Annotated in this window: 23 protein-coding genes; 16 read left to right on the top strand and 7 right to left on the bottom strand. The window is 57.1% G+C overall.

What is annotated here, in order from left to right; all coding sequences use genetic code 11:
- Positions 1–571 precede the first annotated feature (571 nt).
- The 3 genes from gap to HMPREF3096_RS23490 form a co-directional block, all read right to left on the bottom strand.
- Positions 572–1,582 carry a type I glyceraldehyde-3-phosphate dehydrogenase gene (gene gap / locus HMPREF3096_RS23500; RefSeq protein WP_032730367.1) on the bottom strand — a complete coding sequence of 337 codons (1,011 nt, stop codon included), beginning with the start codon at positions 1,580–1,582 and terminating at the stop codon, positions 572–574.
- 78 nt (positions 1,583–1,660) lie between these two features.
- Positions 1,661–2,641: a GlxA family transcriptional regulator gene (locus tag HMPREF3096_RS23495; protein ID WP_012541721.1), complete on the bottom strand. Its 981-nt coding sequence runs from the start codon at positions 2,639–2,641 to the stop codon at positions 1,661–1,663.
- A gap of 199 nt (positions 2,642–2,840) precedes the next feature.
- The gene (locus tag HMPREF3096_RS23490) at positions 2,841–3,626 is read right to left on the bottom strand and encodes a MipA/OmpV family protein (protein ID WP_012968225.1); all 786 of its coding nucleotides are present in this window, start codon (positions 3,624–3,626) and stop codon (positions 2,841–2,843) included.
- A gap of 124 nt (positions 3,627–3,750) precedes the next feature.
- Between HMPREF3096_RS23490 and HMPREF3096_RS23485 the strand changes: the two genes are divergently transcribed.
- The 4 genes from HMPREF3096_RS23485 to HMPREF3096_RS23470 all read left to right on the top strand — a co-directional run bounded on the left by HMPREF3096_RS23485 (position 3,751) and on the right by HMPREF3096_RS23470 (position 9,988).
- Entirely contained in the window at positions 3,751–4,446 is a 696-nt protein-coding gene (locus tag HMPREF3096_RS23485; protein WP_022064721.1) for a response regulator, read from the top strand.
- Entirely contained in the window at positions 4,443–5,639 is a 1,197-nt protein-coding gene (locus HMPREF3096_RS23480; RefSeq protein WP_032730364.1) for a sensor histidine kinase, read from the top strand. Before HMPREF3096_RS23485 ends, HMPREF3096_RS23480 begins: the two co-directional genes overlap by 4 nt.
- 78 nt (positions 5,640–5,717) lie before the next feature.
- Positions 5,718–6,866 (top strand): efflux RND transporter periplasmic adaptor subunit, encoded by a 1,149-nt coding sequence (locus HMPREF3096_RS23475; protein WP_008804884.1) that lies wholly within the window; start codon positions 5,718–5,720, stop codon positions 6,864–6,866.
- A complete protein-coding gene (locus HMPREF3096_RS23470; RefSeq protein ID WP_032730362.1) occupies positions 6,863–9,988 on the top strand; it encodes an efflux RND transporter permease subunit in 3,126 nt (1,041 codons plus the stop codon). The genes HMPREF3096_RS23475 and HMPREF3096_RS23470 overlap by 4 nt, the downstream gene beginning before the upstream one ends.
- Here HMPREF3096_RS23470 and HMPREF3096_RS23465 read toward each other — a convergent pair.
- Entirely contained in the window at positions 9,924–10,877 is a 954-nt protein-coding gene (locus HMPREF3096_RS23465) for a helix-turn-helix domain-containing protein (RefSeq protein WP_032730996.1), read from the bottom strand. The genes HMPREF3096_RS23470 and HMPREF3096_RS23465 overlap by 65 nt on opposite strands.
- A 407-nt stretch (positions 10,878–11,284) precedes the next feature.
- Between HMPREF3096_RS23465 and HMPREF3096_RS23460 the strand changes: the two genes are divergently transcribed.
- From HMPREF3096_RS23460 to HMPREF3096_RS23415, 10 genes are all read left to right on the top strand, one after another.
- The gene (locus tag HMPREF3096_RS23460) at positions 11,285–12,178 is read left to right on the top strand and encodes a transporter (RefSeq protein WP_012541726.1); all 894 of its coding nucleotides are present in this window, start codon (positions 11,285–11,287) and stop codon (positions 12,176–12,178) included.
- 60 nt (positions 12,179–12,238) lie between these two features.
- Positions 12,239–12,721, top strand: a complete 483-nt coding sequence (locus tag HMPREF3096_RS23455) for a group I truncated hemoglobin (RefSeq protein WP_008804888.1) — start codon at positions 12,239–12,241, stop codon at positions 12,719–12,721.
- Between the two features lie 136 nt (positions 12,722–12,857).
- Positions 12,858–14,372 carry an amidase gene (locus HMPREF3096_RS23450; protein WP_023297616.1) on the top strand — a complete coding sequence of 505 codons (1,515 nt, stop codon included), beginning with the start codon at positions 12,858–12,860 and terminating at the stop codon, positions 14,370–14,372.
- A 24-nt stretch (positions 14,373–14,396) separates the two neighbouring features.
- Entirely contained in the window at positions 14,397–15,005 is a 609-nt protein-coding gene (gene nthA, locus HMPREF3096_RS23445; RefSeq protein WP_008804890.1) for a nitrile hydratase subunit alpha, read from the top strand.
- A 15-nt stretch (positions 15,006–15,020) separates the two neighbouring features.
- A complete protein-coding gene (gene nthB, locus HMPREF3096_RS23440) occupies positions 15,021–15,674 on the top strand; it encodes a nitrile hydratase subunit beta (RefSeq protein WP_032730361.1) in 654 nt (217 codons plus the stop codon).
- On the top strand, positions 15,671–16,138 hold the full coding sequence (locus HMPREF3096_RS23435; protein WP_023322614.1) for a nitrile hydratase accessory protein: 468 nt from the start codon (positions 15,671–15,673) through the stop codon (positions 16,136–16,138). The genes nthB and HMPREF3096_RS23435 overlap by 4 nt, the downstream gene beginning before the upstream one ends.
- Positions 16,135–16,344 carry a CbtB domain-containing protein gene (locus tag HMPREF3096_RS23430; RefSeq protein ID WP_008804893.1) on the top strand — a complete coding sequence of 70 codons (210 nt, stop codon included), beginning with the start codon at positions 16,135–16,137 and terminating at the stop codon, positions 16,342–16,344. Before HMPREF3096_RS23435 ends, HMPREF3096_RS23430 begins: the two co-directional genes overlap by 4 nt.
- Positions 16,345–16,354: 10 nt before the next feature.
- Positions 16,355–17,110, top strand: coding sequence for a CbtA family protein (locus HMPREF3096_RS23425; protein WP_032730358.1), 756 nt, complete (start codon positions 16,355–16,357; stop codon positions 17,108–17,110).
- Positions 17,111–17,116: 6 nt separating this feature from the next.
- Positions 17,117–17,704, top strand: coding sequence for a histidine phosphatase family protein (locus tag HMPREF3096_RS23420; RefSeq protein ID WP_032730356.1), 588 nt, complete (start codon positions 17,117–17,119; stop codon positions 17,702–17,704).
- Between the two features lie 180 nt (positions 17,705–17,884).
- The gene (locus HMPREF3096_RS23415) at positions 17,885–19,354 is read left to right on the top strand and encodes an alpha/beta hydrolase (RefSeq protein ID WP_012968232.1); all 1,470 of its coding nucleotides are present in this window, start codon (positions 17,885–17,887) and stop codon (positions 19,352–19,354) included.
- Between the two features lie 52 nt (positions 19,355–19,406).
- On the opposite strand, the gene HMPREF3096_RS23410 is transcribed toward HMPREF3096_RS23415, so the two are convergent.
- On the bottom strand, positions 19,407–20,282 hold the full coding sequence (locus HMPREF3096_RS23410; RefSeq protein WP_070544653.1) for an NAD(P)-dependent oxidoreductase: 876 nt from the start codon (positions 20,280–20,282) through the stop codon (positions 19,407–19,409).
- A gap of 112 nt (positions 20,283–20,394) precedes the next feature.
- On the bottom strand, positions 20,395–21,279 hold the full coding sequence (locus HMPREF3096_RS23405) for a LysR family transcriptional regulator (RefSeq protein WP_032730355.1): 885 nt from the start codon (positions 21,277–21,279) through the stop codon (positions 20,395–20,397).
- A 111-nt stretch (positions 21,280–21,390) separates the two neighbouring features.
- Here HMPREF3096_RS23405 and HMPREF3096_RS23400 point away from each other — a divergent pair, with 111 nt between their 5' ends.
- The gene (locus tag HMPREF3096_RS23400) at positions 21,391–22,134 is read left to right on the top strand and encodes a sulfite exporter TauE/SafE family protein (RefSeq protein ID WP_070544654.1); all 744 of its coding nucleotides are present in this window, start codon (positions 21,391–21,393) and stop codon (positions 22,132–22,134) included.
- 5 nt (positions 22,135–22,139) lie between these two features.
- Here the strand turns inward: HMPREF3096_RS23400 and HMPREF3096_RS23395 are convergent, their stop codons facing one another.
- On the bottom strand, positions 22,140–22,838 hold the full coding sequence (locus HMPREF3096_RS23395) for a GntR family transcriptional regulator (RefSeq protein ID WP_012541735.1): 699 nt from the start codon (positions 22,836–22,838) through the stop codon (positions 22,140–22,142).
- Between the two features lie 255 nt (positions 22,839–23,093).
- On the opposite strand from HMPREF3096_RS23395, the gene HMPREF3096_RS23390 reads away from it, so the two are divergent.
- A complete protein-coding gene (locus HMPREF3096_RS23390; RefSeq protein ID WP_032730354.1) occupies positions 23,094–24,632 on the top strand; it encodes a PTS transporter subunit EIIC in 1,539 nt (512 codons plus the stop codon).
- Positions 24,633–24,641: the final 9 nt, after the last annotated feature.

Here is a 24,641-nt window from a genome sequence, read left to right as displayed (position 1 = left end):
CACAGGCGGACATTACTATTGAGCCATTACAATATGAGTGCGCATAATGTATATTATGTTAAATGCATTGTCTTACTCAATAACGTCGTATGGCTTTTAACAATCACTTCGCCCACTACAGCCTCTTCTCCTGTGTATCAACCAGGCCTTTATCAGCCACAGACGTGATTCTCAAAAAGGCGCCAGCATCGTTTACGCACTCGAATGGCGAGTTCCAATCGTGTCCATAAACAGAAGCGCCAGCTGAAGTTGAATGGTGTACTGAAGATAAATAGCACCTTCGCCCAACGCAGCCGGATTCCATGTTGACAGGTTCTATCGCAACTGCCCTTTCCCTTGTATCTAATAGTTTGCGTTGATTAGCTACCACCAGGGAGCACCTGGCCACAACATATCGCAACTCCGTTCTTCACCGAAAGCATAAATGCTCTCTCGGGCATTTATGCTTTTATATCGCGGTCAAATAGATTTGTTATGTTTAATCTATGAATGATACTCGTTATCCTTTGTGGCCACTATTCATCCAGCTGAATTGCGTATACTTTTACAGATGAATAAAACGCACAGTGGGTTAGCTTTCACGCTTTGCCATCATCAATGCCAGGTCAACGAGACGATTAGAGAATCCCCATTCATTGTCGTACCACGCCAGAATTTTGACCATATTACCGCCAATCACCAGCGTTGATAGGCCGTCGATAATCGACGAGCGTGGGTCTCCCTGGTAATCGCTGGAGACGAGCGGTTCATCGCTATAACCCAGGATCCCTTTCAAAGGTCCCTTTGCGGCGGCTTCGCGAAAAGCATTGTTCACCTCTTCGACCGTCACATCTCGCTCAAGCGTGACGGTCAGGTCAACAATGGACACCACCGGCACAGGGACGCGTAGCGAGTAGCCCGTTAAACGGCCATCCAGCTCAGGAATAACTTTACCCAGAGCCTTCGCTGCGCCGCTGGAGTAAGGAACAATCGACAATGCTGCGGCGCGAGCCCCGCGCAGATCTTTTTCCGGCTGATCGTGCAGCGCCTGACTGTTGGTGTAGGCATGGGTGGTGTTCATCAGACCATGTTTAATACCGAAATGCTGGTGCAGGACCTGCGCAGCAGGTGCAAGACCATTGGTGGTGCAGCTTCCGTTGCTTATCACGTAGTGTTTATCCGGGGAGTAGAGACTCTCATTAACGCCCATCACAATGGTTAAATCATCGTTTTTACCAGGGGCAGAGATAATCACGCGCTTCGCGCCACCGCTGTGGATATGTACAGCCGCCTTTTCACGGTCAGTGAATAATCCTGTAGCCTCAATAACGATGTCAACTTCACGCTGACGCCACGGAATACTCGCCGGGTTGCGTTCACTGAATACGGTAATGGGTTTACCATCAACAACAAGCCCCCCTTCACCAGCGGTGACCTCTGCATCCAGCTTACCGAGCAGCGAGTCATATTTCAGCAGATGCGCCAGCGTTTTGCTGTCCGTCAAATCGTTGATTGCCACAATTTGAATATCCGGATTATCCAGTGCTGCGCGCAGTACATTGCGTCCGATACGGCCAAAACCGTTAATACCGACCTTTACCATAATTAACTCCTTATCTATTATCTCTGGAGTCAGATTAGGACGGATAGGTTTTGGCGTAAATGACAAAAAAGGATCACTTTACGCCATTTTACGGCAGTGAAATCGTTGACGATATTCACCTGGAGTGAGGTTAAGCTGTTTTTCAAACAATCGTCGCAGGTTAATGCTACTGCCAAATCCCGTTTGCTCGGCGATACGATCCAGCGTCTCGTTAGTCTGCTCCAAACGCTGCCGTGCGGCGGCCAGGCGGGCTTCCGCGACGTAGCGCGCCGGGGAAGCGCCGGTTTCCCGGGTAAATACGCGGGTGAAATTTCGCGGACTCATGGCGACTTTTTCCGCCAGCTTATCTACGCTGAGGTCGGCGGTGAGGTTTTCGAGCAACCACGCCAGCAGATCGTTAATCGGCCCCTGGGAGGTGGTCTGCTGCAGGTTATAGCGGCTAAACTGTAGCTGGCCTCCGGGGCGACGCAGATACATGACGAAGTCCTGGGCGATATCGCGCGCCAGGCTGAAGCCGTAATCTTCTTCAACCAGCGCCAGCGTAAGATCAAAGCCGGAACTGACCCCGCCAGAGGTCCAGATATGTTCGTCCTGAATATAGAGCGGCCCGCCCTCGACGCGGACCTGCGGGAATTCCGCCTGCATGGTTTCCAGCAGTTTCCAGTGGGTAGTGGCCCGTCTGCCGTCCAGCAGTCCGGTTTGCGCCAGCAGCATCGCACCGCCGCAAATGGAGGCTATGCGGCGGGCATGGGGAGCGGCAAGGCGCAGCCAGTCAACCACCGCCATCCCTTCCTGCGGGTTTTGACCTCTGCCGGTAATCATGATGGTATCGCGGGGTTCACGCGGGTCAATCTCATGCAGGCGATGATCGGCCAGAAGATTTAAACCGGACTGACCATGGATAACCTGATGCGGTTGAGTTGTCGCTAGCTTGACCTGGTAGCAGATTTCCCGGGCACCTTCCGGGTGCAGGCGGTTGGCCTGCATCAAAATGTCAGCAATACCGGCGGATTCAAACAGCATGCCGCCATCGGGTACAATAATAAGTATCTTTTTCATGTCATGAAAAGTAATCTTTTTACAGAATAAGTCAACACGACAAACTCAAAGAATAAATTTTACTGTCGAAAGCACTGGGTTCTGATGGATGTAAAAATCTGAAGGCTCGGAAAGAGTGGTTTGGATATGGCTCCTTCCATCACCTGCCGCTCTCAATGTGATCCTTTCCCGACAAACCGCACGCCGCGCTTTCTCCGCCCTAAAATGTCCAGATGACAGCTGCTGTCAGTGCCGCCTCGTTACGTCGTAACACGATCGGGCTCTCATTTGCATGCTCCCCAAGCCAGGTATAGTCAGCGCTCAGGAGCGTGCCCCAGTGGGCATCAAACTGGTGACTCCAGGTCAGACTGTTGTCTATGCCATAAAATCCCCCCGGTGCTGAATAGCGGCTATAACCTGAGCGCTGGCTCTGCTGCGGATCCACCCCATACCAGGTATTCAGGTAACGGTTGTCGCCAAACAGGGCCGCCGTCTGAAAGGCGACCGTGTCATGGTCAGTTTGTACAGGGAGCAACGTCAAGGATGCCTGGTAGCTTACCCCCTGGCTGTCCGTTAAAGGCAGCGTCGCTTTACCTTCAACACTGAGCCACGAAAGCGCCTGCCAGCCGACGGCAAGGGCCGTGTTCAGGGAGGCGTCAATGTCTCCCATCCCTTTCAGATTATTTGCCCCTGCCCGCCAGCTGGCGTTTTTATCCGCCCTACCCAGATCGTATCCCAGCGTATGTTCGAAGTACCAGCCGCTGGCGTTCTGCAGGTCATATCCCACCCCTTTCTGCGTATCAATAAAAAATGCGCCGTTACGCCCCTGAAGTACAGGAACCACCTGCCATACCTGCTTGTCTGAACCTGAATATCGCGGAGTGTAGTGGCCTCCCAGCCCAATGGTGAAGGTGCCGGAGGAAGTGTCATCATTTGCTTGTACGCAGGATGTCATGGCCGTCAAAAGCGGTACGGTCATATACAGGGCTTTTTTTATCGCTATCATACTGTTCTCCTCACAGACGCCGGCTTCTCCTGAGGCAGGAGCTGCCACAAAATGTTGGCGCAGTATGATTTGGCAAAATCAATGAATCGTCGGGATAGTGTTAAGAAACGGTCAAGGTGAACGGATGTTGTCCAGAAGAGTGCTGATTATTGAAGATGACGCCGATGCGGCTGGCGTGCTCGAAGCCTATTTACGCCGTGAAAATTACGATGTCGTCATTACCGGAGACGGTCTTTCCGGGCTGGATATGGCGCACCGGTGGAAACCCGATCTGATCCTGCTGGATGTGATGCTTCCGGGGCTTAACGGCACCGAAGTCCTGGCTGGCCTGCGCCGTAAAAATGATGTTCCGGTGATCATGGTGACCGCCATGGGAGATACTCCCGATCGTATTGGCGCCTTGCGCTATGGCGCTGATGATTATGTTGTTAAGCCTTACCATCCGGGAGAAGTTGTGGCTCGGGTGCAGGCGGTACTGCGCCGCAGCAATCAAACAGAAACAAAGGAAGAGATCCTTCGCTGGCAATCGCTTGAAGTGAATGTTACGGCCATCGTGGCGAGCATTGTCGACGGGGACACCACACCGCGCACGTTGGATCTGACCCCAACCGAATTTTCACTACTGACCACGCTTATGCGCTCTCCTTCACGTCCTTTTTCCCGCCAGCATTTACTGGAGAACTGTTTGCCGGAAAGTGAAGCCCTGGAGCGCGTGGTGGATACCCATATTTATAACCTGCGTAAAAAACTCGAGGCGGCGGGTATTTCCGGCGTGCTGGTTAACGTTCGCGGCGTAGGCTACAGGTTCAGACAACCATGACAAAAACCCGCTACTCCTCCCTGTGGCGCTGGATTTGCGCACGTATATTAGCGCTGGCCATCGGAAGCGTAATTGTCATTGCGACCTGTATGTGGCTACGTTATGCGGTGCAGAATTACTGGAACATAGGCAGAATGCCGGCATCGGTCCGACAAGAGTTTCTTGCGCTCAGCCAGAACCCGCAGGCGAACCCGGCGCGCTTCCATCAAATCGTCGATACCTGGTGGGGGTTGAGTTATTCAACCCCATCCATCGCCTCGGCGGACTGGGTCACCGTGGCGTTACTGGTCCTGGTCATGATCCCTTTTATTGTGGTGATGGGATTGAGATACGCCAGGCCACTGGCGCTGCAGTTCAGCCGACTGCGTGATGCGGCAAAGGACGTCGCCGAAGGGCAATTTGGCCGCCAGGCTGAGCTCATCAGGAATGCGCCGGCTGAAATGGTCAGCTTTGCCAGTGACTTTAATGCCATGACGGGGAAACTGGCCCGCTATGAAAAAGAGTTACGTACCTCTCATGTGGCCATGGCGCATGAGCTTCGCTCCCCCCTGACTGCCGCTATCGGACGTTTGCAGGGCATGCTGGATGGTGTGTTTGATGCCAGCCCGGAACAACTGGCAATGGTAATGAAACAGCTTCAGCACCTGAATCGCCTGACCGATGAACTTCATCTGCTCTCGCTGTCTGATGCCGGGAATTTGGTGCTGGAAAACGAACCCTTTCGTCTGGATGAGCTGCTTAAAGAACGGGCGACATGGATCATGCCCCAGGCTGATGCACATCGTTTTACAATCAGGCTTCATCATTCTCAGGCGTGTCCCTTCAAAGGCGATACGTTCCGTATGGGCCAGGTTTTCACCATTCTTATGGAAAATGCCCTCCGTTACGGGCGTGATGGCGGTTATCTTGATGTCACGCTGCACTACGCCAGCGGGCAATATTGCCTCGAATTTCGCGATGACGGCCCGGGGGTATCCTCCCAGTTCCTGCCGGAAATGTTCAACCGTTTTAGCCGGGAGGAGCAGTCGCGTGCCCGCCACTCCGGCGGCAGCGGTCTCGGTTTGTCGATCGCTCGCGCGATTTGTCAGGCCCATGGTGGCAGTATCAGCGCGTCGTTACCTGAAACCGGCGGACTCGCAGTCAGCCTTTTGTTACCCTGGACGTCGTCTGAGATGGAAAATAGCCGTTCTTGATAATACCTTGACGAAACGTCGAATCTTTCTCGACTAAGCACGCATTTAATAACGCCATCACCTTTATGGAGCGGCGTTATGTCAGATGAATTTTTACTCTCCCTCCGCCACAGTCTGCACCATTTGTACGACGTGGCGCGCACCCTTTCCTGGCTGCACTTTCTCCCCCTGACCATTCTTTCGGTAGTGATTTTTCTGCTGCCCGGATGCGGGGACAACCAGGGTAATACGACTGATCCTGTGCGAACGGTGCGCTACGTTGTTGTTGGCTCAGCGCAAACCCTTCCCGCGCTGGAAAGAACCGGAGAGATCCATGCGCACGATGAAACGATTCTGAGCTTTCGTACCGGCGGCCGGATAGTGACGCGTAGCGTCGATATTGGCGATCGGGTCAATGCAGGGCAACTGCTGGCCACGCTTGAAAATACAACCAGTCAGAATCAGCTCGATGGCGCACAGGCTGATTATGAAGGAGCCAAAGCCTCTGCTCAGGTTGCTGCACTTAACGTCAACCGAATGCAAAAGCTCATGCCAACAGGCGCGATTGCCCGCACGCAGCTCGATACTGCCCGCGCAGACTGGCTTGTCGCCCGCGCGCGTTTAAAAAACAGCGAGTCCGCGTTGCGTAATGCCCGGGAAAGCCTTGGCTGGACGCGTCTGATTGCGCCGCGAAGCGGCGTGATCACCGAAGTAAGCGCCTCTGCGGGTCAGGTGGTCAATGGTGGTCAGTCGGTGTTGACGCTGGCGACCGGTGAAGCCCTCGATGTGGTGTTTGATATCGCTAAACCCGAGGCGATCCCGCCACAGGAACAGGCTGGCTTGCGAGTTTCCCTCCTCAGCGACCCGTCGGTGCAAGCGTCCGCCGCGGTAAGAGATATTAGCCCGCAGGCCGATCCTCAGACCCGCACATGGCGCGTCAGGGCGACCCTGCAAAACCCACCGCTGGCAATGGCGCTGGGCGCCAGCGTCACCGTCACGTTACCCGCAACGGGTCCGCATGGATACGCCCTTCCCGCTTCAGCGCTGAGCCGCGTCGACGACAAACCGGCGGTTTATGTGATTAACCCACAGTCGCAGGCGCAGCTTCGCGTGGTGGTACCAGCATACTATACCGCCACCTCGGTCATTATCTCCGGCGGCCTTGAACCAGGCGACCGGGTGATTACCGCCGGCGTGAGTAAATTACGCTCCGGCGAGCCGGTGATTGCCGGGGAGTGCGAATCATGAAACCCGTATTGAATGAGAAATTTAACCTGTCCTCCTGGGCGCTAAATCATCAGCAGATGGTCAGTTTCTTCATGCTACTGATCATTGCTATGGGCGCGTTCTGTTATGAGAACCTGCCACGTAACGAAGATCCGGCGTTTACGATTAAAACGGCCGTTGTTTCTGCGCAATGGCCCGGGGCATCCGTAACGGATACCACCCGACTGCTGACCGATACGCTGGAAAAAAAGCTGCAGGAAACCCCCTGGCTTGATTATCTCGAAAGTGAGACCCGCGCCGGGAGCTCCGTTATTCATGTCAATCTTCGTGACGATACCCCGCCGCAAAAGGTGCCGGATATCTGGTATCAGGTACGTAAGAAAATGCAGGATATTGCCCCCTCTTTGCCAGAAGGCGTTCAGGGCCCCGCCGTCGACGACGAGTTTGATGACACGTACGGTACGATCTATGGCTTTATACCTGAGGGCTATACCCTGCGGGAGGTCCGGGACCGTGTTGAGACAATCCGCCGGGAACTCATGTCGTTACCGGATATCGGAAAAACCAGCCTGCTGGGTGAGCAGCAGGAACAGATAGTTCTCTCTTTTTCTCCAGCGCGTCTGGCAGGTATGGGGTTGAACATCCAGCAGGTAGCGGATGCCCTCAGAGCACAAAATGCGGTTGTCCCGGCAGGTATGATCCGCACCGGACAGGAAAATATGGCGATAAAGGTCAGCGGGGAACTGACTTCTGAAGCGAGCTTACGTGCCGTCACGCTGCATATTAACGATCGTTACCTTCCTCTGACGGATATTGCCACCGTTAGTCGGGAAAACGCCGAGCCTCCCCAGCCGGTTTACCGGGTCAACGGCAAACCCGCCATCGGGCTGGCTATCTCGATGGCGCCGACCGGTAATATGCTGCGTTTCGGCGCCGCGCTGAATGCAAAAATGCAGGCCATCAGCGTCACGCTGCCGCACGGTATTGAGATGGTCAAGGTTGCCGATCAATCAGCGGTGGTCAGCGACGCCGTAAGCGGGTTTATCCGGGTGCTTATCGAAGCCGTGGCGATCGTCCTGGCCGTTTCGTTTGTCTCTCTGGGTTTACGAGCCGGACTGGTAGTGGCTGCGGCCATCCCACTGGTTCTGGCCATGACCTTTACGGGAATGATGCTGGCAGGAATAGGTCTGCAGCGTATTTCTCTCGGCGCATTGATTATCGCGCTGGGTCTGCTGGTCGATGACGCCATGATCACCGTGGAAACCATGGTCTCTGGTCTGGAAGCCGGGGATTCCCGCCGGCAGGCGGCGACCCGGGCTTTTAAAACGACCGCATTTCCGATGCTGACGGGCACCCTTGTGATGATTGCCGGGTTTATTCCCGTGGGATTTGCTGCGTCCAGCGCCGGTGAATATTGCTTTTCCCTGTTTGCCGTGGTGCTCATCGCCCTGCTGTGCTCATGGGTTGTCGCGATCCTGTTTTCACCGTTAACCGGGACGTGGCTGTTATCTGACAACATCAGACAGAAGGCGAAAGGTCCTGGACGGATGGCCCGCGGATACCAGTGGCTACTGCGCAAGGCGTTGCGTCACCGCTTCGCCACCGTGTGTCTTGCTCTCATTGCGCTTGGTCTGTCCGTTTACGGAACAACCTTTATGCAGGGGGAGTTTTTCCCCGCCTCCGACAGGCCAGAATTGCTGGTAAGCCTGACGCTACCGGCAAATGCCTCGCAGTCGGAAACGCAAAATACGGCTGAAAAGCTGGAGAAGGCCCTGGCAGGCAACCGCAACGTTGAGCGCTTTTCGACATACGTTGGGTCGGGAGCGATCCGTTTTTACCTGCCTATGGATGTGCTTCTGGCAAATGAAAATATCGCCCAGATGGTGGTGGTGGCTAAAGATCTTAAAGCGCGGGATCGTCTTCATCGGCAGTTAAACAGGATACTGGCTACGCGCTTTAGCGACATCATCACGCGCGTATCGCCCCTGGAACTTGGGCCTCCCGTCGGCTGGCCAGTCAAATACCGGGTGAGTGGGCCAGATTATCTGAAGGTCAGGTCGATCGCGAACCGCCTGAGCGATGTCATTGGCCGGTCCCCCTCCTCTCGCGAGGTTAATCAGACGGCAGGCGAACCGGAGAGAGTCATTACCCTCAAGGTCAATCAGACCGCAGCCCGGGCTGCGGGCGTGTCGTCAGAAAGTCTGGCCCGGATGCTCAATACCGTCTGGTCCGGCAGTATAGTCACGTCGGTTCGCGATAATGACCGCCTTGTCGATGTGGTGCTCCGGGCCAGGGACAATGAGCGTCTTAACCTTGCCACCTTCTCTTCGCTGACTATTCAGGGGAATGACGGTAAACAAATCCCCCTCAGCGCCTTTGCCACGCCAGTCTGGGGCGTGGATGATCCGGTTATCTGGCGTCGACAGCGTTTGCCTTTCATCACCGTGCAAACTGACCTCGCCCCGGGACTTCGCGCCGAAGCAGTATCCGCAGCGTTGCGACCTGCGGTAGACAGGTTGCGCGCGGAACTGCCTGAAGGCTACAGCATTGAAGAAGGGGGCGCGGTTGCTGAGTCTGAAAAAGGTAATAGTTCGGTCTATGCGATTCTGCCGGTGACACTGGTCATCATGCTCTTGCTGTTGATGCTCCAGTTGCGCAACTATTCCCGTATGGCGTTGGCTATACTGATGGCCCCGTTTGGTTTACCGGGTATCGTGCTGGCTATGTTGCCTGGCGGAACACCAATGGGATTTGTCGCTCTTCTTGGCGTGATTGCGCTCGCTGGCATGATCATTCGTAACGCCGTCATACTGATTAGCGAGGTTGACAGCAATCTTGCTCAGGGAATGGCAAGCGATGCCGCTATTATTGCGGCCGCAGAGCATCGTGCGCGCCCCATCTGCCTGACTGCCTGTGCCGCCATTCTGGGAATGATCCCCATCTCTCATCAGGTATTCTGGGGACCGATGGCCTATGCGATTATCGGGGGACTACTGGTTGCCACGCTGGTTACACTGACCGTTTTACCGGCATCGTTTAGCCTGTTGTTACACCTGAGAATGACGTCCTCAGGCGAGTTTACTGCTTCTTCGGCAGCAGAGAGCGAGGAGAAATGCCGAAGGCTTTGCGGAAGGCATGGCTGAAATGAGAGAAATCAGAGAAGCCGAAATCCAGCGCCGCCTGGGACACGCTACTGACTCGTCCGCGTTCGATAGCCTCTCGGCTCGCCTGCAGCCTCTCCTGCCAAATCACTGCCATCGGCGTTTTTTTATGGCGGGCGAAAGCACGCGTGACGGTGCGAACGGAAACGTGGTGCGCCCGTGCCAGGCTTTCGATGTTCAAATCGGGATCGACAAGTTGCCGCCGGATGTAGTTCATCATCCGGGAATACAGATCGCGCTCAACACCAACGTTGTTCAGGTCCTGTAGCTCCAGGCTCAGTACCAGTAGATCCAGCAACGTCTGGGAGAAGCGGCCGGAGATATCCGCTGTGTTCAGACAGGCGGGCATCGCTGCCGCCTGACGCAGCATTTCGCGCAATGGGATCACGCCCGGGCGGCGGTCGTCGAGCACCATCGCGGTGAGGTGTTCGACCCCAGGTAAATGACAGCTCAGCAAATGGCGGGGGATCCGCACCAGATGATTATCGCGCCCGCCAAGACTGAAGCGGAATGTCTGGGCGGCATCGTAGAGCACCAGACTGTCCGCTGCCAGCGTCGCCTTGCGTCCCCCCTGTTCAAGCTGACCGTATCCATCCTGCATATACCCCAACCACAGATCGTCGTCGGGGCCCTGGCGCAAATAACGTGCCGTGCGATCCCAGCTGTGTAGCGGCGCGGACAGTGAACACATATCCACCAGACCCACTCCACGTACCGTCAGCCGTGCATCAAAGTCGACCCCAGCCAGAGGGGCGCTGGCGGCTGGAATACAGTGGCGTAACACTACGTCGTTCCAGTACTCGAAGCGGCGCGACTCGGTAACGCCAACGGTTGAATAGTGGAGACTGCCCGCAGACTGCATGCTATTCATCATCATTCACCTCGCGCCGGGTATTCCGCCAAAACGACAGAAACGTTTCCGCAGACAGCAACTATCATGCCAACGAGCTAATACACCCTCTTTCAGTTACGCCGATCGGCGCTAAGTTACCGGGAACTATCACTGAAAATCCGCGCCCCCCTTTTCTGCTGGCATATAGGGCGTCGAATAGCGGAACGACAAAACGTGGAACCGCACCCTAAACGTGCGGCGTCTGCACTATGGCGGACCATCACACGACGAGGGGCAGGCCCGCAACCGAATGTCCCTTCCAGCCAAACGACTGTCCTGCTGAAGCAAGTACGCCGCAAATTTCTCCCTAGTATCAGTAAGCGTAAGGTCTTCCGGCCACACCGTGCTCCGGACATAACACGACATCAGACAAGAGGGGGAACGTCATGACTTTCAGTAACGCTACGTTTCGCACCAGCCTGGCCGCCTGCACACTGTGGCTGGCAACCGGCCCGGCCCATGCGGTCGATCTCAATTCGCAGGACCTCATTCCCGCCCCCGCCGGCACCGATGCCGTTCTGGGATATTTCACCTACGCGACGAGAGATAGCTTCACCCCCACCGGGGGCGGTGAACTTAAGCAAGAGACCGGGCTCGACTCCTTCGTCAGCATCTTTCGTTACGTTCACTACATGGACGTCGGTGGCTTTACGGTTGCGCCGCAAGTGCTGCTGCCTTACGGACGCCTTTACAATGGCTCACTAAACGGCGTTCGACTTGATTCAGCCAGCGGCCTGGGCGATCCCATCCTTGCCGCGCCGGTCTGGCTGGTCAACAACCCCAGCACAACCTTTGCCATTGTGCCTTACCTGTACCTCCCCGCGGGCTCCTACGACGCCGGACGCACGCTAAACGTCGGTGAAAATCGCTGGAAGTTCGACCTTCAGCTCGGCGGCGTGCAGCAGCTGGGTAACGGTTTCGCCACCCAACTTTCCACGGACGTGATGTGGTATGGCGTCAACGACGACGCCTCGGGCATCGGCACCGGTCGACTCAAGCAGGACAACACCTATCAGTTTCAGGGCTGGGTGACCTGGACGCCGCCCGCCGATAAGAGCTGGACCCTGGCCGCCGGTTATTCCCAATACTGGGGCGGCAAACAGCAGCTTGACGGTATCGAGAACGGACAGGCGACGCGCGTCGATCAGGTCAGGCTGGAATTATCGAAATTCGTCACCCCCACGGTGCAGGTACAGGGTCTGCTCCAGCGCGACCTCAACGTCGATGGCGGTTTTAAGGAAGATCTACATACCACCCTGCGCGTGATGAAACTGTTCTGATGCGAATCGGCACAGAGACATCCCCAGACTCACTACTCACCCGCAACGGAGAAATCCATCATGACCGATCAGCAGCAAAAACCCACACTTTATGAACGTCTCGGTGGTTATGACGCCGTTTACGCTTTCGCAGGAGAAGTGTTGAAGACCTGTATGAAACATCCCGATATCGGCCATATCTGGGCGCACGTATCCGAATCGTCGTTCCAGAAAGAGCATATCAACTTTGTCGATTTTCTGTGCAAGCACTGGGGCGGCAACACGGTCTACCGGGGACGAGATATGGTGACCGCGCACCGCGGAATGGGGCTGACCGAAGTGCACTGGAAAGCCGTATTCGAGGCTATTGATGAATGCTACGAGAACTTCAACGTTCCGCAGGATATCCGTGAAGAGGTTACCGCATTCCTGACCCAGTTCAAACCCGCCGTCATCGGCAGCCCTTCATACCGGGATGTGGTACTCGCGCACCCTGACATGGACGTCACCAAAGGGATGAAAAGCGTCGGCATTCACTGGCCGAAAACAGATAAACCGTCTTAACCGAGGAAGGACATCCGCGCAACAGGCGGGTGTCCGTCTCAGCCAAATGACTGACCTGCACAACCATGTAGTAATGACATTTCGGGCTTATGTTGAAGGCAGGTTGCATTGGCAAACACCATACAAAGGGAACTCCATGGCTATTGAACGTCCTACCATTGAACAGCTGCAAGCGCTCGCCAGTCGGCTAAACATACGATTGACGCCTGCACAAGCCGAAGAATATCTGGCGCTGATGCAGGCCAATTTCGACGCCTATGATCTCATTGACGCCCTGCCCGACGAGATCCCCGCGGTGCACTACCCACGCGCCGCCGGCTATCGTCCTGAAGGCGACGAAAACCAGCTTAATGCCTGGTATTACAAGACCGAGGTGACAGGTGCAGCAACCGGTAAACTGGCCGGCCGCACCGTGGTGCTCAAGGACAACATCGCGCTGGCTGGCGTACCGATGATGAACGGCGCCTCGACGCTGGAAGGTTTCGTCCCCCTCTACGACGCCACCGTTGCCACCCGACTGCTGGATGCCGGCGCGACTATTCTCGGCAAAGCCACCTGCGAGCACTTCTGCTTGTCGGGAGGCAGCCATACCTCCGATCCGGCGCCCGTGCATAACCCGTTGCGCCACGGCTACTCGGCCGGTGGCTCATCTTCTGGCAGCGCCGCTTTGGTCGCTTCCGGGGAAGTCGATTTGGCCATGGGTGGCGATCAAGGGGGCTCTGCGCGTATTCCCGCCGCATGGTGTGGCCTCTATGGCCTGAAACCGACCCACGGTCTGGTGCCTTATACCGGCATCATGCCGATCGAAGCCACTTTCGACCATACCGGGCCGATGACCCGCAGCGTAAAAGACAATGCCTTAGTCCTTGAGGTCATTGCCGGCGCGGACGGATTGGACCCACGTCAGTATGCTCCCAAAGTGGAAGCCTATACCGAGGCGCTCGGTAAGGGAGTCCGTGGCTTAAAGATCGGCATTATGGCCGAAGGTTTTCAGTTGCCGAACCTGGATGCGCGAGTCGCGGAGAAAGTTCGCGCTGCCGTCGCCCGTCTGCAGGAATTGGGCGCGACGGTCGGCGAGATTTCGGTACCGGAGCATAGCCTGGCGGGGGCGCTCTGGTCCCCTATCGGCTGCGAGGGGCTGACCGCGCAGATGATGCATGGCAACGGCATGGGCTTTAACTGGAAAGGACAATATGACGTAGCGCTGCTGGACAAGCACGCCCAGTGGCGTGACAACGCCGATGCGCTTTCCCCATCGCTGAAGATATGCATGTTCGTCGGCCAGTACGGGCTGGAACGCTACCATGGCCGCTACTATGCCAAGGCGCAGAATATCGCGCGTCGCGCGCGTGCGGGCTATGACCGGGCGCTGGCGGACTTCGACCTGCTGGTGATGCCCACTGTACCGCTTGTCGCTCAGCCATTACCGGAACCTGACTGCTCCATTACCGAATACATCTCCCGCGCATTTGAAATGATCGGCAATACCGCGCCGCAGGATATTACCGGCCATCCGGCAATGACTCTCCCTTGTGGGCTGGTCGACGGCTTACCGGTAGGAATGATGTTGGTAGGACGCCACTTCGCCGAAAGCACCCTTTATCAGGCCGCCGCCGCATTTGAAGCTTCCGGCGACTGGCGGATGTTTTAACCCTTAACCATCGGGAACCATAAAATGAGCCATCAACACGACCACGACCATACTGAACCGCCGGCGGACATCGAGCTACGCGTCCGGGCGCTGGAATCCCTGCTACAGGAGAAAGGACTGATTGACCCGGCGGCACTGGATGAACTGATTGACACTTATGAGCACAAGGTCGGCCCCCGTAACGGCGCGCAGGTGGTCGCTAAAGCGTGGAGTGATCCGGAGTATAAACGTCGGCTGCTGGCGGACGCCACAGCCGCCATCGCCGAGCTGGGTTTCTCCGGCGTGCAGGGTGAAGACATGCAGGTAGTGGAGAACACGCCGGACGTGCACAACGTGACCGTCTGTACATTATGTTCCTGCTACCCCTGGCCGGTGCTGGGTCTGCCACCGGTGTGGTACAAATCGGCCCCCTATCGTTCGCGTATCGTTATCGACCCGCGCGGCGTTCTGGCCGAATTCGGGGTAAACATTCCAGAAAGTAAAGAGGTGCGCGTCTGGGACAGCAGCGCGGAACTGCGCTATCTGGTCCTGCCAGAACGTCCGGCGGGTACCGACGGCTGGAGCGAAGCGCAGCTGATCGAACTGGTCACCCGCGATTCCATGATCGGCACCGGCCTGGTCGCCGCGCCATAATAAGAGGAGAAAACCATGAACGGGATACATGATCTGGGCGGTATGCACGGCCTCGGGCCGATCCTCAACGAGGAAAATGAGCCGTATTTCCATCATGAATGGGAGCGCCGGGTATTTCCGCTGTTCGCCTCGCTGTTCGTCGGCGGACATTTCAATGTGGATGAATTCCGCCACGCCATTGAACGCATGGATCCAGCCCACTACCTGGAGGCGAGCTACTACGAGCACTGGTTGCACGCATTTGAAACGCTGCTGCTGGAAAAAGGGGTGATCACCGCCGATGAACTCTGGGGTGGCTCGACCCCTGCCCCCTGCGCTCCGGGCACGCCTGTGCTGACGCAGGACATCGTGGCGATGGTTGTCAGTACCGGCGCCTCCGCGCGCGTCAGTCACGATATTGCTCCCCGCTTTAAGGCCGGAGACCGGGTTCGGGCAAAAAACATCAACCCAACCACCCACACCCGCCTGCCGCGTTACGTGCGCGGGAATATCGGCCGTATTGAGACCGATCATGGCGTGTTCATCACGCCGGACACCGCGGCGCACGGTCTGGGCGAACATCCTCAGCACGTCTACAGCGTCAGCTTCACCGCGCTGGAACTGTGGGGCACGCCGCGCCCGGACAACGTGTACATCGATCTGTGGGACGACTATCTGGAGGAAGCATGAGCATTGCGACACAGCATGATTACGCCGCCGTCGGGTTACCCCGCGACGAGGAGGGGCCGGTTTTTGATAAGCCCTGGCAGGCGAAAGCATTCTCCCTGATCGTCCATCTGCACCGGGCGGGGCTGTTCCCGTGGGCAGAATGGGTACGGACGTTCAGCGAAGCGATCAAGGCGGCTCCGGCGCAACCCGGCGAAAGTGTGAACGATGCCTACTATCGCCAGTGGGCGACAGCAATGGAGAACATGATCACCGCCCTCCACCTGACCGCACCGGATGACATTGGCCGACGGACCCAGGAATGGCGACTGGCGTATATCAACACGCCGCATGGTCAGCCGATCGTCCTGGCCAATGCCAGCTGTCCGCCGGCGCATAACCACCACTCGCTTCCACTCGGCGTTCCGGTCACGGTGAGCCCGGCACAATCTTCCATCAGCCAAATTAACAACGGAGTCACATCATGAGCGATATCACCCTTACCACCAACACCCCGGCCACTCCGATACCGGTCGCGGCGCTGTTGCCCTGGGCCCTGTTCACCACCCTGCTGGCGCTGTTAGCGATCTATTTCGTCGGTGCGGAACAAGGTGCGACGTCGATGTTTTCCGGCACCCAGGTGCATGAATTCTTCCACGACGCACGCCATCTGCTGGGTTTTCCCTGCCACTGAGGAGGCGGACATGATTGGGAAACTATTATTCAAAGGGATGATAGCAGGCATTCTGGCTGGACTGGTGGCATTTGCCTTTGCACACCATTTCGGCGAGCCGCAGGTCGATCGCGCTATCGGGATTGAAGAAAGTCTGGCCGCTCATTCACACCAACACAGCGCGTCGGCTGACGGCGGTGAAGAAGCGGTGTTTAGCCGTCAAACCCAGTCCGGGATCGGGCTAATGGCCGGCATGGTGCTGTTCGGCGCAGCGCTGGGCGGCGGTCTGGCGCTGAGTTGGGCCTTTAGCTATCAGCGCTTCGGACCATCGAACCCGCGTCTGTTAGCGTTAGGCCTGGCGCTGGTCGGCTTTCTGGTCATGAGCCTGATGCCTGGTCTGAAATACCCACCCAATCCGCCCGCGGTCGGTAACCCGGAGACCATCGGCTATCGTACCGAACTGTACTTCGTCATGATGTTGCTTTCCATCGGCATCGTCATCGCGGCCGCGTGGTTATCACATCAGCTAATACCGCGCCTCGGTAGAGGGAATGCGATGATGTGGGCAACGCTGTTCGCGGTGGCGCTGATGCTCGTGGTTTGTGCCCTGATGCCGACAGTGAACGAAGTGCCCGAACACTTCCCGGCGGACCTGCTATGGCGTTTCCGTATCAGCTCCTTCGGCACGCACCTGGTGCTCTGGAGCGTCATCGGTGTGGCGTTCGGTGCCTTAGCCGAACGCACGCCGGCGACAGGTGTGCAGCGCCCAGCCTTCCGCCGCGGTTAACACATCATGAGAGCGTCGCTAACGTTGATTTGTCAGGGAGAAACGGCAGCGTCCCGAGGTTCACATTTCCCCTGTGATGACCCTCTGGAGGCGCGGGAATGGCAGCGGGCGCGTCAGTTACAAAGCCGTGTCGCCCGTTGTCACCGCGTCTGGATCTCCCCGGAGACCGCCGCCCGACAAACTGCCGCAGCGCTCTCTTTACAGGGTACCCCGGTGATGGAGCTGGCGGAACCCGACTACGGCATCTGGGCCGGTCGGCCAGTACGTGAGGTGATGACGCAAGACGCCGACGCTTTCCTGGCCTGGCTGGAGGGCGATCCGCCGCCGGGCGGAGAGTCACGTGCTCAGTTGCTGGCGCGCTGTGGCCGTTGGCTGGCAAAACACGTCGATATTCCAGGCCGACACGGTGTAATTGCGTCGGCCTCCACTATCCGTGCCATGCTCCTCAACGTTCTCGGCGCCCCACTTCACTCATTTGCACGTATCGACGTTCACCCGCTCAGCATCACCGAGTTGCGCAGTGACGGACGGCGCTGGAATTTTTGTTTATTAAGAGATGATATAAATGGCGAATGTTCGACGGTGTCCCGCTGAAACCGTCAGCCAGTAAGCGCTTGGCCATTGATGGATCCGTCCACTGGTCTTGCATCGCTAAACCCAATGCCATAGAACCGCTCAGCGCGCTTCACGCCCCGTCCTGCGTAAAAAAGTAAATCTCCCTGACCATGTTTATTTATACTCAGAAAACATGTCATTAAGAAAGGAAGCTATGCGTTGAAATGGGTAACCTGGTTAAAACGTATCGTGTTGTCCCTGCTGCTGTTGATCGTTGGCGCTCTGGGACTACGCCTTTATGACATTCAGCGCGGACCCGAGCTGCAGCTCTGGCATACCTGGGTTCCGCATGAGATGGACGCGGATGAAATCGACAATGCTGACTGGAACGATTACATCAACAAAGAGAATGCGCTCTTCAGTGAGGTAAAACGCCAGGTTACCGATAAGCTGGACGCTGAGCAGCAAACCGAACTGAATCGTTACTATAGTCACAGCCCCATCTATCCGGACTCGTTTCCAACCAACTGGAATCGGTCATATATCATGATGCCGGATGGCAAACCGAAAGGCGCCGTGGTGTTGCTGCATGGTCTGACAGATACCCCCTACAGCCTGCGGCATATCGCTGAAAATTACCGGCAACAGGGGTATGTCGCCATCGGTATCAGATTACCGGGCCATGGGACGGTTCCCGCCGGGCTGACCGATGTGGACTGGCAGGACTGGCTTGCCGCCACGCGCCTTGCGGTGAGAGAAGCGAAACGACTGACGGGTAATGATGTGCCCCTGCATATCGTCGGATTTTCCAACGGCGGCGCGCTGGCAATGAAATATTCGCTGGACGCGCTGGATAATGCCGAACTGGCAAAACCCCAGCGGGTGATCCTGATTTCTCCGATGATCGGTATTACCAGCTTCGCGCGTTTTTCCGGCCTCGCTGGCTGGCCCGCGTTTCTTCCCGCCTTCTCGAAAGCCGCATGGTTAAACATCATGCCCGAGTTTAATCCGTTCAAATATAACTCGTTCCCGACGAACGCCGCCCGGCAGTCCTTCCTGCTGACCAAAGCGCTGCAAAAGCAGATAGTGACTGACTCGAGAAATCACAGACTTAACAGCTTACCGCCGGTATTGACCTTTCAGTCCGTTGTGGATTCAACGGTCAGTACGCGGGCGATCGTGACGGCGCTGTATAACCGTTTGCCGGAAAATGGCAGTGAAATTGTCCTCTTCGATTTGAATCATGCCGTCAGGTTTAATTCATTATTACGCCGGACGTCTTACACCGCGCTGGCGCGGTTGCTGCCCGCGCCGCCACGCGCTTATCAGACCACGATCATCACTAACGCGAATTCAGCCAGTACCGATATGGAAATCCGCACAACACCTGCCGGGAAAACAGACACCACAGTGGAAAAGCTGCAGGGAATGCGCTACCTGCCGGACGTATACTCCCTTTCTCATGTCGCGCTCCCTTTCCCGTTAAGCGATTCGCTGTACGGGCGCTATCCCCATCCGCTGAATCAATATGGGATCAGCCTCGGCACGTTTGCTGCTCGCGGCGAGCGTTCGGTGCTGGTTGTGGGTCTGGACTCGCTGATGCGTCAGTCTTCCAATCCGTTCTTTCCCTATATGATCAAGCGCATTGACGAAGGGATCGACACTCGCCCGGCTCTCTCCGGGAAATAACTCTTCTCTGGATAAGTGGCCACCACGGCCACTTTTTCCTGAGGATGCGGTACTACGCTTTCGCCGACGTCGACAGCCACTGATATACCGCTGACAAATCCTCTCCGGCATATCCCGCGTCCGCCGCCTGCTGCCACAGTTCGGCAATGTTATCCAGCCCCGGCATGGTGTGCGGCTCGGCCAGGGATAGCGCCAGCCGGGCATCTTTCAGCGCATGCGCCAGTTGCATCTGCGGCGCGAATTGCTCGCTGGCGATGGCATCCAGTTTCACTTTGACATACGGTGCGGCCAGCGGGCCGCCTTCCAGAGCGCTCCAGAGCTGGTCGGGGGTAAAGCCCAGCGTCTTCGCCAGCTGGGCGCTTTCCGCGATGCCCTGCATCATCGAAATCAGCCAGGCATTGAGGACCAGCTTCATTTTCTGGCTGTTGCCGGCCTCGCCAAACCACTGCGTCCCGCGGGAGATAGCCGCAAACACCTGTTCGGCAGCGGCACACTTTTCACGATCTCCGCTGGCGAGCACCAGGATCTGCGCCTTCTCCGCCGGGGCTTTGGTCCCTGAAACCGGGGCATCGACGAAGGTCATCGCCGGCTGAAGCGCCCGCAGCAAGGCGATAGCCTCCTGCGTCTCCGGCAGGCCAATGGTGCCCATCTGACAATAGATCGCCTGCGGCTGACAGGCAGGCGCTATTTGCGCCAGTACCTCGAGGATAGCCTGACCGTCGGCGAGCATACTGATGATCACCTCGGCATCAGCGACCGCCTGCTGCGGCGTGGTATGCAGGGATAATCCCTGCGCCTGTAAATCTTCGCCGCGTGCTGGCGAACGGTTCCAGCCTGCGACGGTAAAGCCCTTCTTCAGCAGATTGCTGGCAAAAGCATGCCCCATGGCGCCGAGTCCCAGCACCGCGACCTTTGGTAATGTACTCATCTTGTCTGTCCTGATTCGCGTGTTAATAAATGTCGGACGTCTACTATCGCATCTCTGACACGGATGTCAGTAGCAATAACCGCCATAAAAAGTGACACTGTCACTCATGGTCTCACGGCTGTCGGAGCCACGCCAGCAAACGGCGCATCGCTGGCGTCAGCCGGGCGTCATCCTGATAACACAGGCACAAACGGCGCTGCGCCCAGCGGTCCTGTAACCCGATGACGGCAAACCGGTAGCGCTGCTGGTAGCGTTCGGCAATGACGCGGGGCAGGATCGCCCCGCCGGCGCCGTGCGCCACCATCTCGCAAAGCCCTTCAAAATGGCTCATTCGGACCCGGACGTTTAGCGCCTGGCCGAGCCCGGCGGCATGTTGTTCAATATGCTGCTGCAGTGCGCTGGTCTGGTAGAGGGCGACCAGCGGCTCGTTGATGACCGCCGCAAACGCCACTTCATTCGCGCCGGCCAGAGGGTGAGTCGGCGGCACAATCAGCACCAGGGGATCATCGGCGACAGGATCCAGATGCAGCGGCCCGGGGTCGACCGCATCGGACACCACTCCAGCCTGCGCCACACCCGCCAGAATGCTGCTGACGATATCCGCGCTGGTGCGCTCTTCGGTGTCGATCTGCACCGCCGGATGCGCTGCCATCCAGGCGGCGAGCTTGCCCGGCAGAAAAGCCGACATCGCCGAGGTGTTGGCGAACAGCCGCAGCGTCCCCTGCTGACCGCGGGCGAAGGCGCTCATCGCCTGGCGCAGACGCTGCTGCTGCGCAAGAAGCGGGCGTGCATGGCGCGCCAGTACCTCCCCGGCCTCAGTCAGCGTCACGCCGCGAGCATGACGCTGCAACAGGGGAACACCGACCTCTGCCTCCAGCTTGCGCACTCTTTCGCTGGCGGAGGCCAGGGCGAGATGGGCCATGGCGGCCCCACCGGTAATACTGCCGCTATCCACGATGGCGATAAACAGTCGCAGATCGGCCAGATCCATCCGCATCACACCCTCCCCACCCTTCGGTTTTCCCGTAGTCTTAGGGCAACATACCGCATTGTGGCTTTAGCCACCAGTGGTTTCAATGTCCCTTTCTATCCTGAAAAGTGAGCCATGATGTTCGATCTCCACATCTTTTATTTACTGCTGATCTTTATCGCCGCCGGACTGGTCAAAGGGGTGACCGGCATGGGATTACCCACCGTGGCGATGGGCCTGCTTGGTCTGCTGATGCCGCCGCAGGCCGCAGCGGCGCTGCTGGTACTTCCCTCGCTGTTAACCAATCTCTGGCAGTTGCTGGCTGGCCCCGCGCTGGCGCAGATTGTGCGCCGCCTCTGGCTTATGATGACCGGGATTATTATGGGAACGCTGGCGGGGTCGTCACTGCTGATCAACCTCAATCCTCGGTGCTCAGCGCTGGCGCTTGGCACCGTGTTGATAGCCTATGCCGGGTATGCGCTCTGTGGCCCGGCGTTGCAGGTTTCCGCCCGCGTGGAGAAGTGGCTGTCGCCGCTCATGGGCGGTCTGACCGGCGTTATCACCGGGGCGACCGGGGTATTTGTTATTCCGGCCGTTCCCTGGCTGCAGACGCTGGGCTTTCGTCGAGACGAACTGGTGCAGGCTCTGGGGTTGTCGTTTACCCTCTCCACCCTGGCGATGGCGGCCGGCCTCTCCCTGCACGATGGCTGGCATGCTGATTCGCTGCTGCTGTCGGGGCTGGCGCTGTTGCCCGCGCTACTCGGCATGTGGCTGGGACAGTGGATCCGCTCGCGTCTCAGCCCGCGACGCTTTCGTCAGGGCTTTCTGCTGTTCCTGCTGGTGCTGGGAATGGAGCTGATCGCCAGGGGATGGCTGACCTGAATCCGCTAGCGGCGGGTAATGTGCTTCACGTTGTACTTACTGGTGTTCTGGTAGATCTCTGAGAAATCGACGATCGCCCGGTTTTGCGCATAACTCACCGATTGCACCCGCAGCAGGAGGCTGTTTGGCGCCACCTGCAGCAGCTCGGCCTGCTCGCGGGTCGCCAGCACCGGCGTATAGCTGCGGTGGCTCTCGATGATGGTGATATGACACTCTTTTTTGAAATAGTTGAATTTAGACTGCTCGAGGTTACCCACGCTGAGCCAGGGAAAGGTGGCGAATGGAATATAGCTGTTTTCCACGAGGATCGGGACCTCATCAATCAGCCGCAGCCGCCTGACGTAGTAAACTTTTTCCCCCGGCTGGATCTTTAACTGCTGGGCGATGGCCGGAGGAGCATCAAGCAGCGTGAATTCAATGACTTTGTTACGGTAGTTGGTGACGCCTACCACCTGCATCTGGTAGTTAAAGCCCTCCAGTTCTCCGCCGTGATAGTTACTTTTACGCACAATGCAGGTTCCGCTGCCGTGCCGCCGCGCGATCAGCTTTTCCTCCTCCAGTAGCGCCAGCGCTTTGCGCAGCGTCATCACCGAGACCTGCAGCTCCGCAGCGAGCGCTTTTTCGCTGGGCAGCATATCGCCCACGGCATAGTCGTCGCTGTTGATGCGGGCCTTCAGTTCAGTGGCAATCTTTTTATAAATCACTTTTAGATGTCTCGATAAGGTGGCGCTCGTCAAACAGCTAAGCGAATAATTTAATGTAAATAAAAGATTATTTTTACATTTCAGCGAAAATTTCAACACTAACTCATCTATAAATCTCGCCATATTTATATATCTGTCCGACAACAATATATATGACTTTCATCACAGATGGCCCTTTTCCTGCTCGGGATCCCGGTGGTCTGCTCCTAGTCTGATAAGCCTATTCATCAGGTCTGCGAAGACGAGAGGACAACCATGATTGGCGTGAAAAAGCTTCAGGACTTTTCCAGGGCAATGATCGGGCCGGTGCTATATCTGCCGGCTATCGGCCTGTTGATCGCCCTGTTCAGCATGACCACCAACCGGCTGTGGGTGGATGAAAGCAGCGCGCTCTACCTGTTGGGGAAATTCGTCTCCAGCATGCTCTGGGCGCTGATGAACCATCTCGGGTTTCTGTTCTGCCTTGGGCTGGCCAGCGGCCTGGCGAAAACCCGCAAAGCCGAAGCGGCCTTCGTGGCGGCGATGACCTGGCTGGTGTATCTGGCGGCGAACAATAGCTGGCTGACCCTGACCCATCGCCTGGCGTCCGGTGCCACCAACGCGCAACTGTACGGCAGTGGACAAACCTTTATCTTTGGCTTTCAGGTCATTGATATGGGCGTGTTCCTTGGGATTATCCTTGGCTGCGCCGTCGCCTTTGTCCACAACCGCGTGGTCGGCATTGAGTTTCGCGGCGCGCTGTCGATCTACGGCAACAGTAAGCTGGTGCTGATCGTGATGCTACCGCTGGTTGGCCTGTTTGCTATCGCCACCGTCTATCTCTGGCCGGTGGTTGAGCTGGGCATTTCGGCGCTGACCGGCTTTATGAAATCCTTTGGCGCCATCGGGGTCTTCCTGTACGGTTTTCTCAACCGGTTCCTGATCCCGACCGGGTTGCATCATCTTATCTGGTCGCCGTTTGTCTTTACCTCCATCGGCGGACAGCTGCTGATTGATGGTCAAACGGTTATTGGCGCCAAGCCTATTTTCCTTGCCGAAATCGCCCGTCATCCCATCGGGGCGCTGAGTGATTCCGCCCGGTTTTTAACCTACGGGATGGTGAAGATCTTCGGCACCGCCGGCATGGCGCTCGCCTTCTACCGTACGGCGAAACCGGAGAATAAGCAGCGGCTTAAAGTCACGCTGATCCCCTTAATTGTGACCTCCGTTCTGGTGGGGATCACCGAACCTTTTGAGTTTCTCTTTATCTTCACCGCCCCGCTGCTGTGGCTTATCTACTCCCTGCTGGACGGTTTGTTCCAGATGCTGGCCTGGCTGCTTCACGTGCGGGTCTGCGCCACCAACGGTCTTATCGATTTTGTCGTCTATAACCTGCCCGCCGGCGCCAGCGTGACGCGCTGGCCGGTATTTGTCGCCCTCGGCCTGCTGGAGACCGCCACTATGTACCTGGTCGGCACCTTCTGTATTACCCGTCTGCGGATGCTCACCCCTGGCCGTGAAGCGGCTGCCGATGCGGAGCCTTCCGAGCAGACGGGCCAGGCAAGCGAGATTGCCGATAAAGGTACGCTGGTGATTGCGGGACTGGGCGGAAAAGAGAATGTCTGCGTAGTGGAAAACTGTTTTACCCGTCTGCGGGTCGATGTGCGCGACCCCGCCCTCATCCAGCAGTCGCTGTTGAAAGAGAGCGGCGGGAGCAGCGTGCTGATTAAAGGCAACCATGTCCAGGTGATCTATGGCCTGGGGGTTAACAAAATTCGAACGGCGGTCAACGCCAGTCTGGGTGTTACTGAATAACGAGGTGGT

The sequence above is a fragment of the Klebsiella sp. HMSC25G12 genome, from assembly GCF_001807705.1.
GTDB classification, from domain to species: domain Bacteria; phylum Pseudomonadota; class Gammaproteobacteria; order Enterobacterales; family Enterobacteriaceae; genus Klebsiella; species Klebsiella variicola.
Note: the sequence above shows the minus strand (reverse complement) of the source record. Positions and strands in the feature narration are given on the sequence as shown.

Excerpts from the sequence above, each read along its gene's own strand:
- gap (WP_032730367.1), bottom strand. The coding sequence starts at position 1,582 with ATGGTAAAGGTCGGTATTAACGGTTTTGGCCGTATCGGACGCAATGTA.
- HMPREF3096_RS23495 (WP_012541721.1), bottom strand. The coding sequence starts at position 2,641 with ATGAAAAAGATACTTATTATTGTACCCGATGGCGGCATGCTGTTTGAA.
- HMPREF3096_RS23490 (WP_012968225.1), bottom strand. The coding sequence starts at position 3,626 with ATGATAGCGATAAAAAAAGCCCTGTATATGACCGTACCGCTTTTGACG.
- HMPREF3096_RS23485 (WP_022064721.1), top strand. The coding sequence starts at position 3,751 with ATGTTGTCCAGAAGAGTGCTGATTATTGAAGATGACGCCGATGCGGCT.
- HMPREF3096_RS23480 (WP_032730364.1), top strand. The coding sequence starts at position 4,443 with ATGACAAAAACCCGCTACTCCTCCCTGTGGCGCTGGATTTGCGCACGT.
- HMPREF3096_RS23475 (WP_008804884.1), top strand. The coding sequence starts at position 5,718 with ATGTCAGATGAATTTTTACTCTCCCTCCGCCACAGTCTGCACCATTTG.
- HMPREF3096_RS23470 (WP_032730362.1), top strand. The coding sequence starts at position 6,863 with ATGAAACCCGTATTGAATGAGAAATTTAACCTGTCCTCCTGGGCGCTA.
- HMPREF3096_RS23465 (WP_032730996.1), bottom strand. The coding sequence starts at position 10,877 with ATGAATAGCATGCAGTCTGCGGGCAGTCTCCACTATTCAACCGTTGGC.
- HMPREF3096_RS23460 (WP_012541726.1), top strand. The coding sequence starts at position 11,285 with ATGACTTTCAGTAACGCTACGTTTCGCACCAGCCTGGCCGCCTGCACA.
- HMPREF3096_RS23455 (WP_008804888.1), top strand. The coding sequence starts at position 12,239 with ATGACCGATCAGCAGCAAAAACCCACACTTTATGAACGTCTCGGTGGT.
- HMPREF3096_RS23450 (WP_023297616.1), top strand. The coding sequence starts at position 12,858 with ATGGCTATTGAACGTCCTACCATTGAACAGCTGCAAGCGCTCGCCAGT.
- nthA (WP_008804890.1), top strand. The coding sequence starts at position 14,397 with ATGAGCCATCAACACGACCACGACCATACTGAACCGCCGGCGGACATC.
- nthB (WP_032730361.1), top strand. The coding sequence starts at position 15,021 with ATGAACGGGATACATGATCTGGGCGGTATGCACGGCCTCGGGCCGATC.
- HMPREF3096_RS23435 (WP_023322614.1), top strand. The coding sequence starts at position 15,671 with ATGAGCATTGCGACACAGCATGATTACGCCGCCGTCGGGTTACCCCGC.
- HMPREF3096_RS23430 (WP_008804893.1), top strand. The coding sequence starts at position 16,135 with ATGAGCGATATCACCCTTACCACCAACACCCCGGCCACTCCGATACCG.
- HMPREF3096_RS23425 (WP_032730358.1), top strand. The coding sequence starts at position 16,355 with ATGATTGGGAAACTATTATTCAAAGGGATGATAGCAGGCATTCTGGCT.
- HMPREF3096_RS23420 (WP_032730356.1), top strand. The coding sequence starts at position 17,117 with ATGAGAGCGTCGCTAACGTTGATTTGTCAGGGAGAAACGGCAGCGTCC.
- HMPREF3096_RS23410 (WP_070544653.1), bottom strand. The coding sequence starts at position 20,282 with ATGAGTACATTACCAAAGGTCGCGGTGCTGGGACTCGGCGCCATGGGG.
- HMPREF3096_RS23405 (WP_032730355.1), bottom strand. The coding sequence starts at position 21,279 with ATGCGGATGGATCTGGCCGATCTGCGACTGTTTATCGCCATCGTGGAT.
- HMPREF3096_RS23400 (WP_070544654.1), top strand. The coding sequence starts at position 21,391 with ATGTTCGATCTCCACATCTTTTATTTACTGCTGATCTTTATCGCCGCC.
- HMPREF3096_RS23390 (WP_032730354.1), top strand. The coding sequence starts at position 23,094 with ATGATTGGCGTGAAAAAGCTTCAGGACTTTTCCAGGGCAATGATCGGG.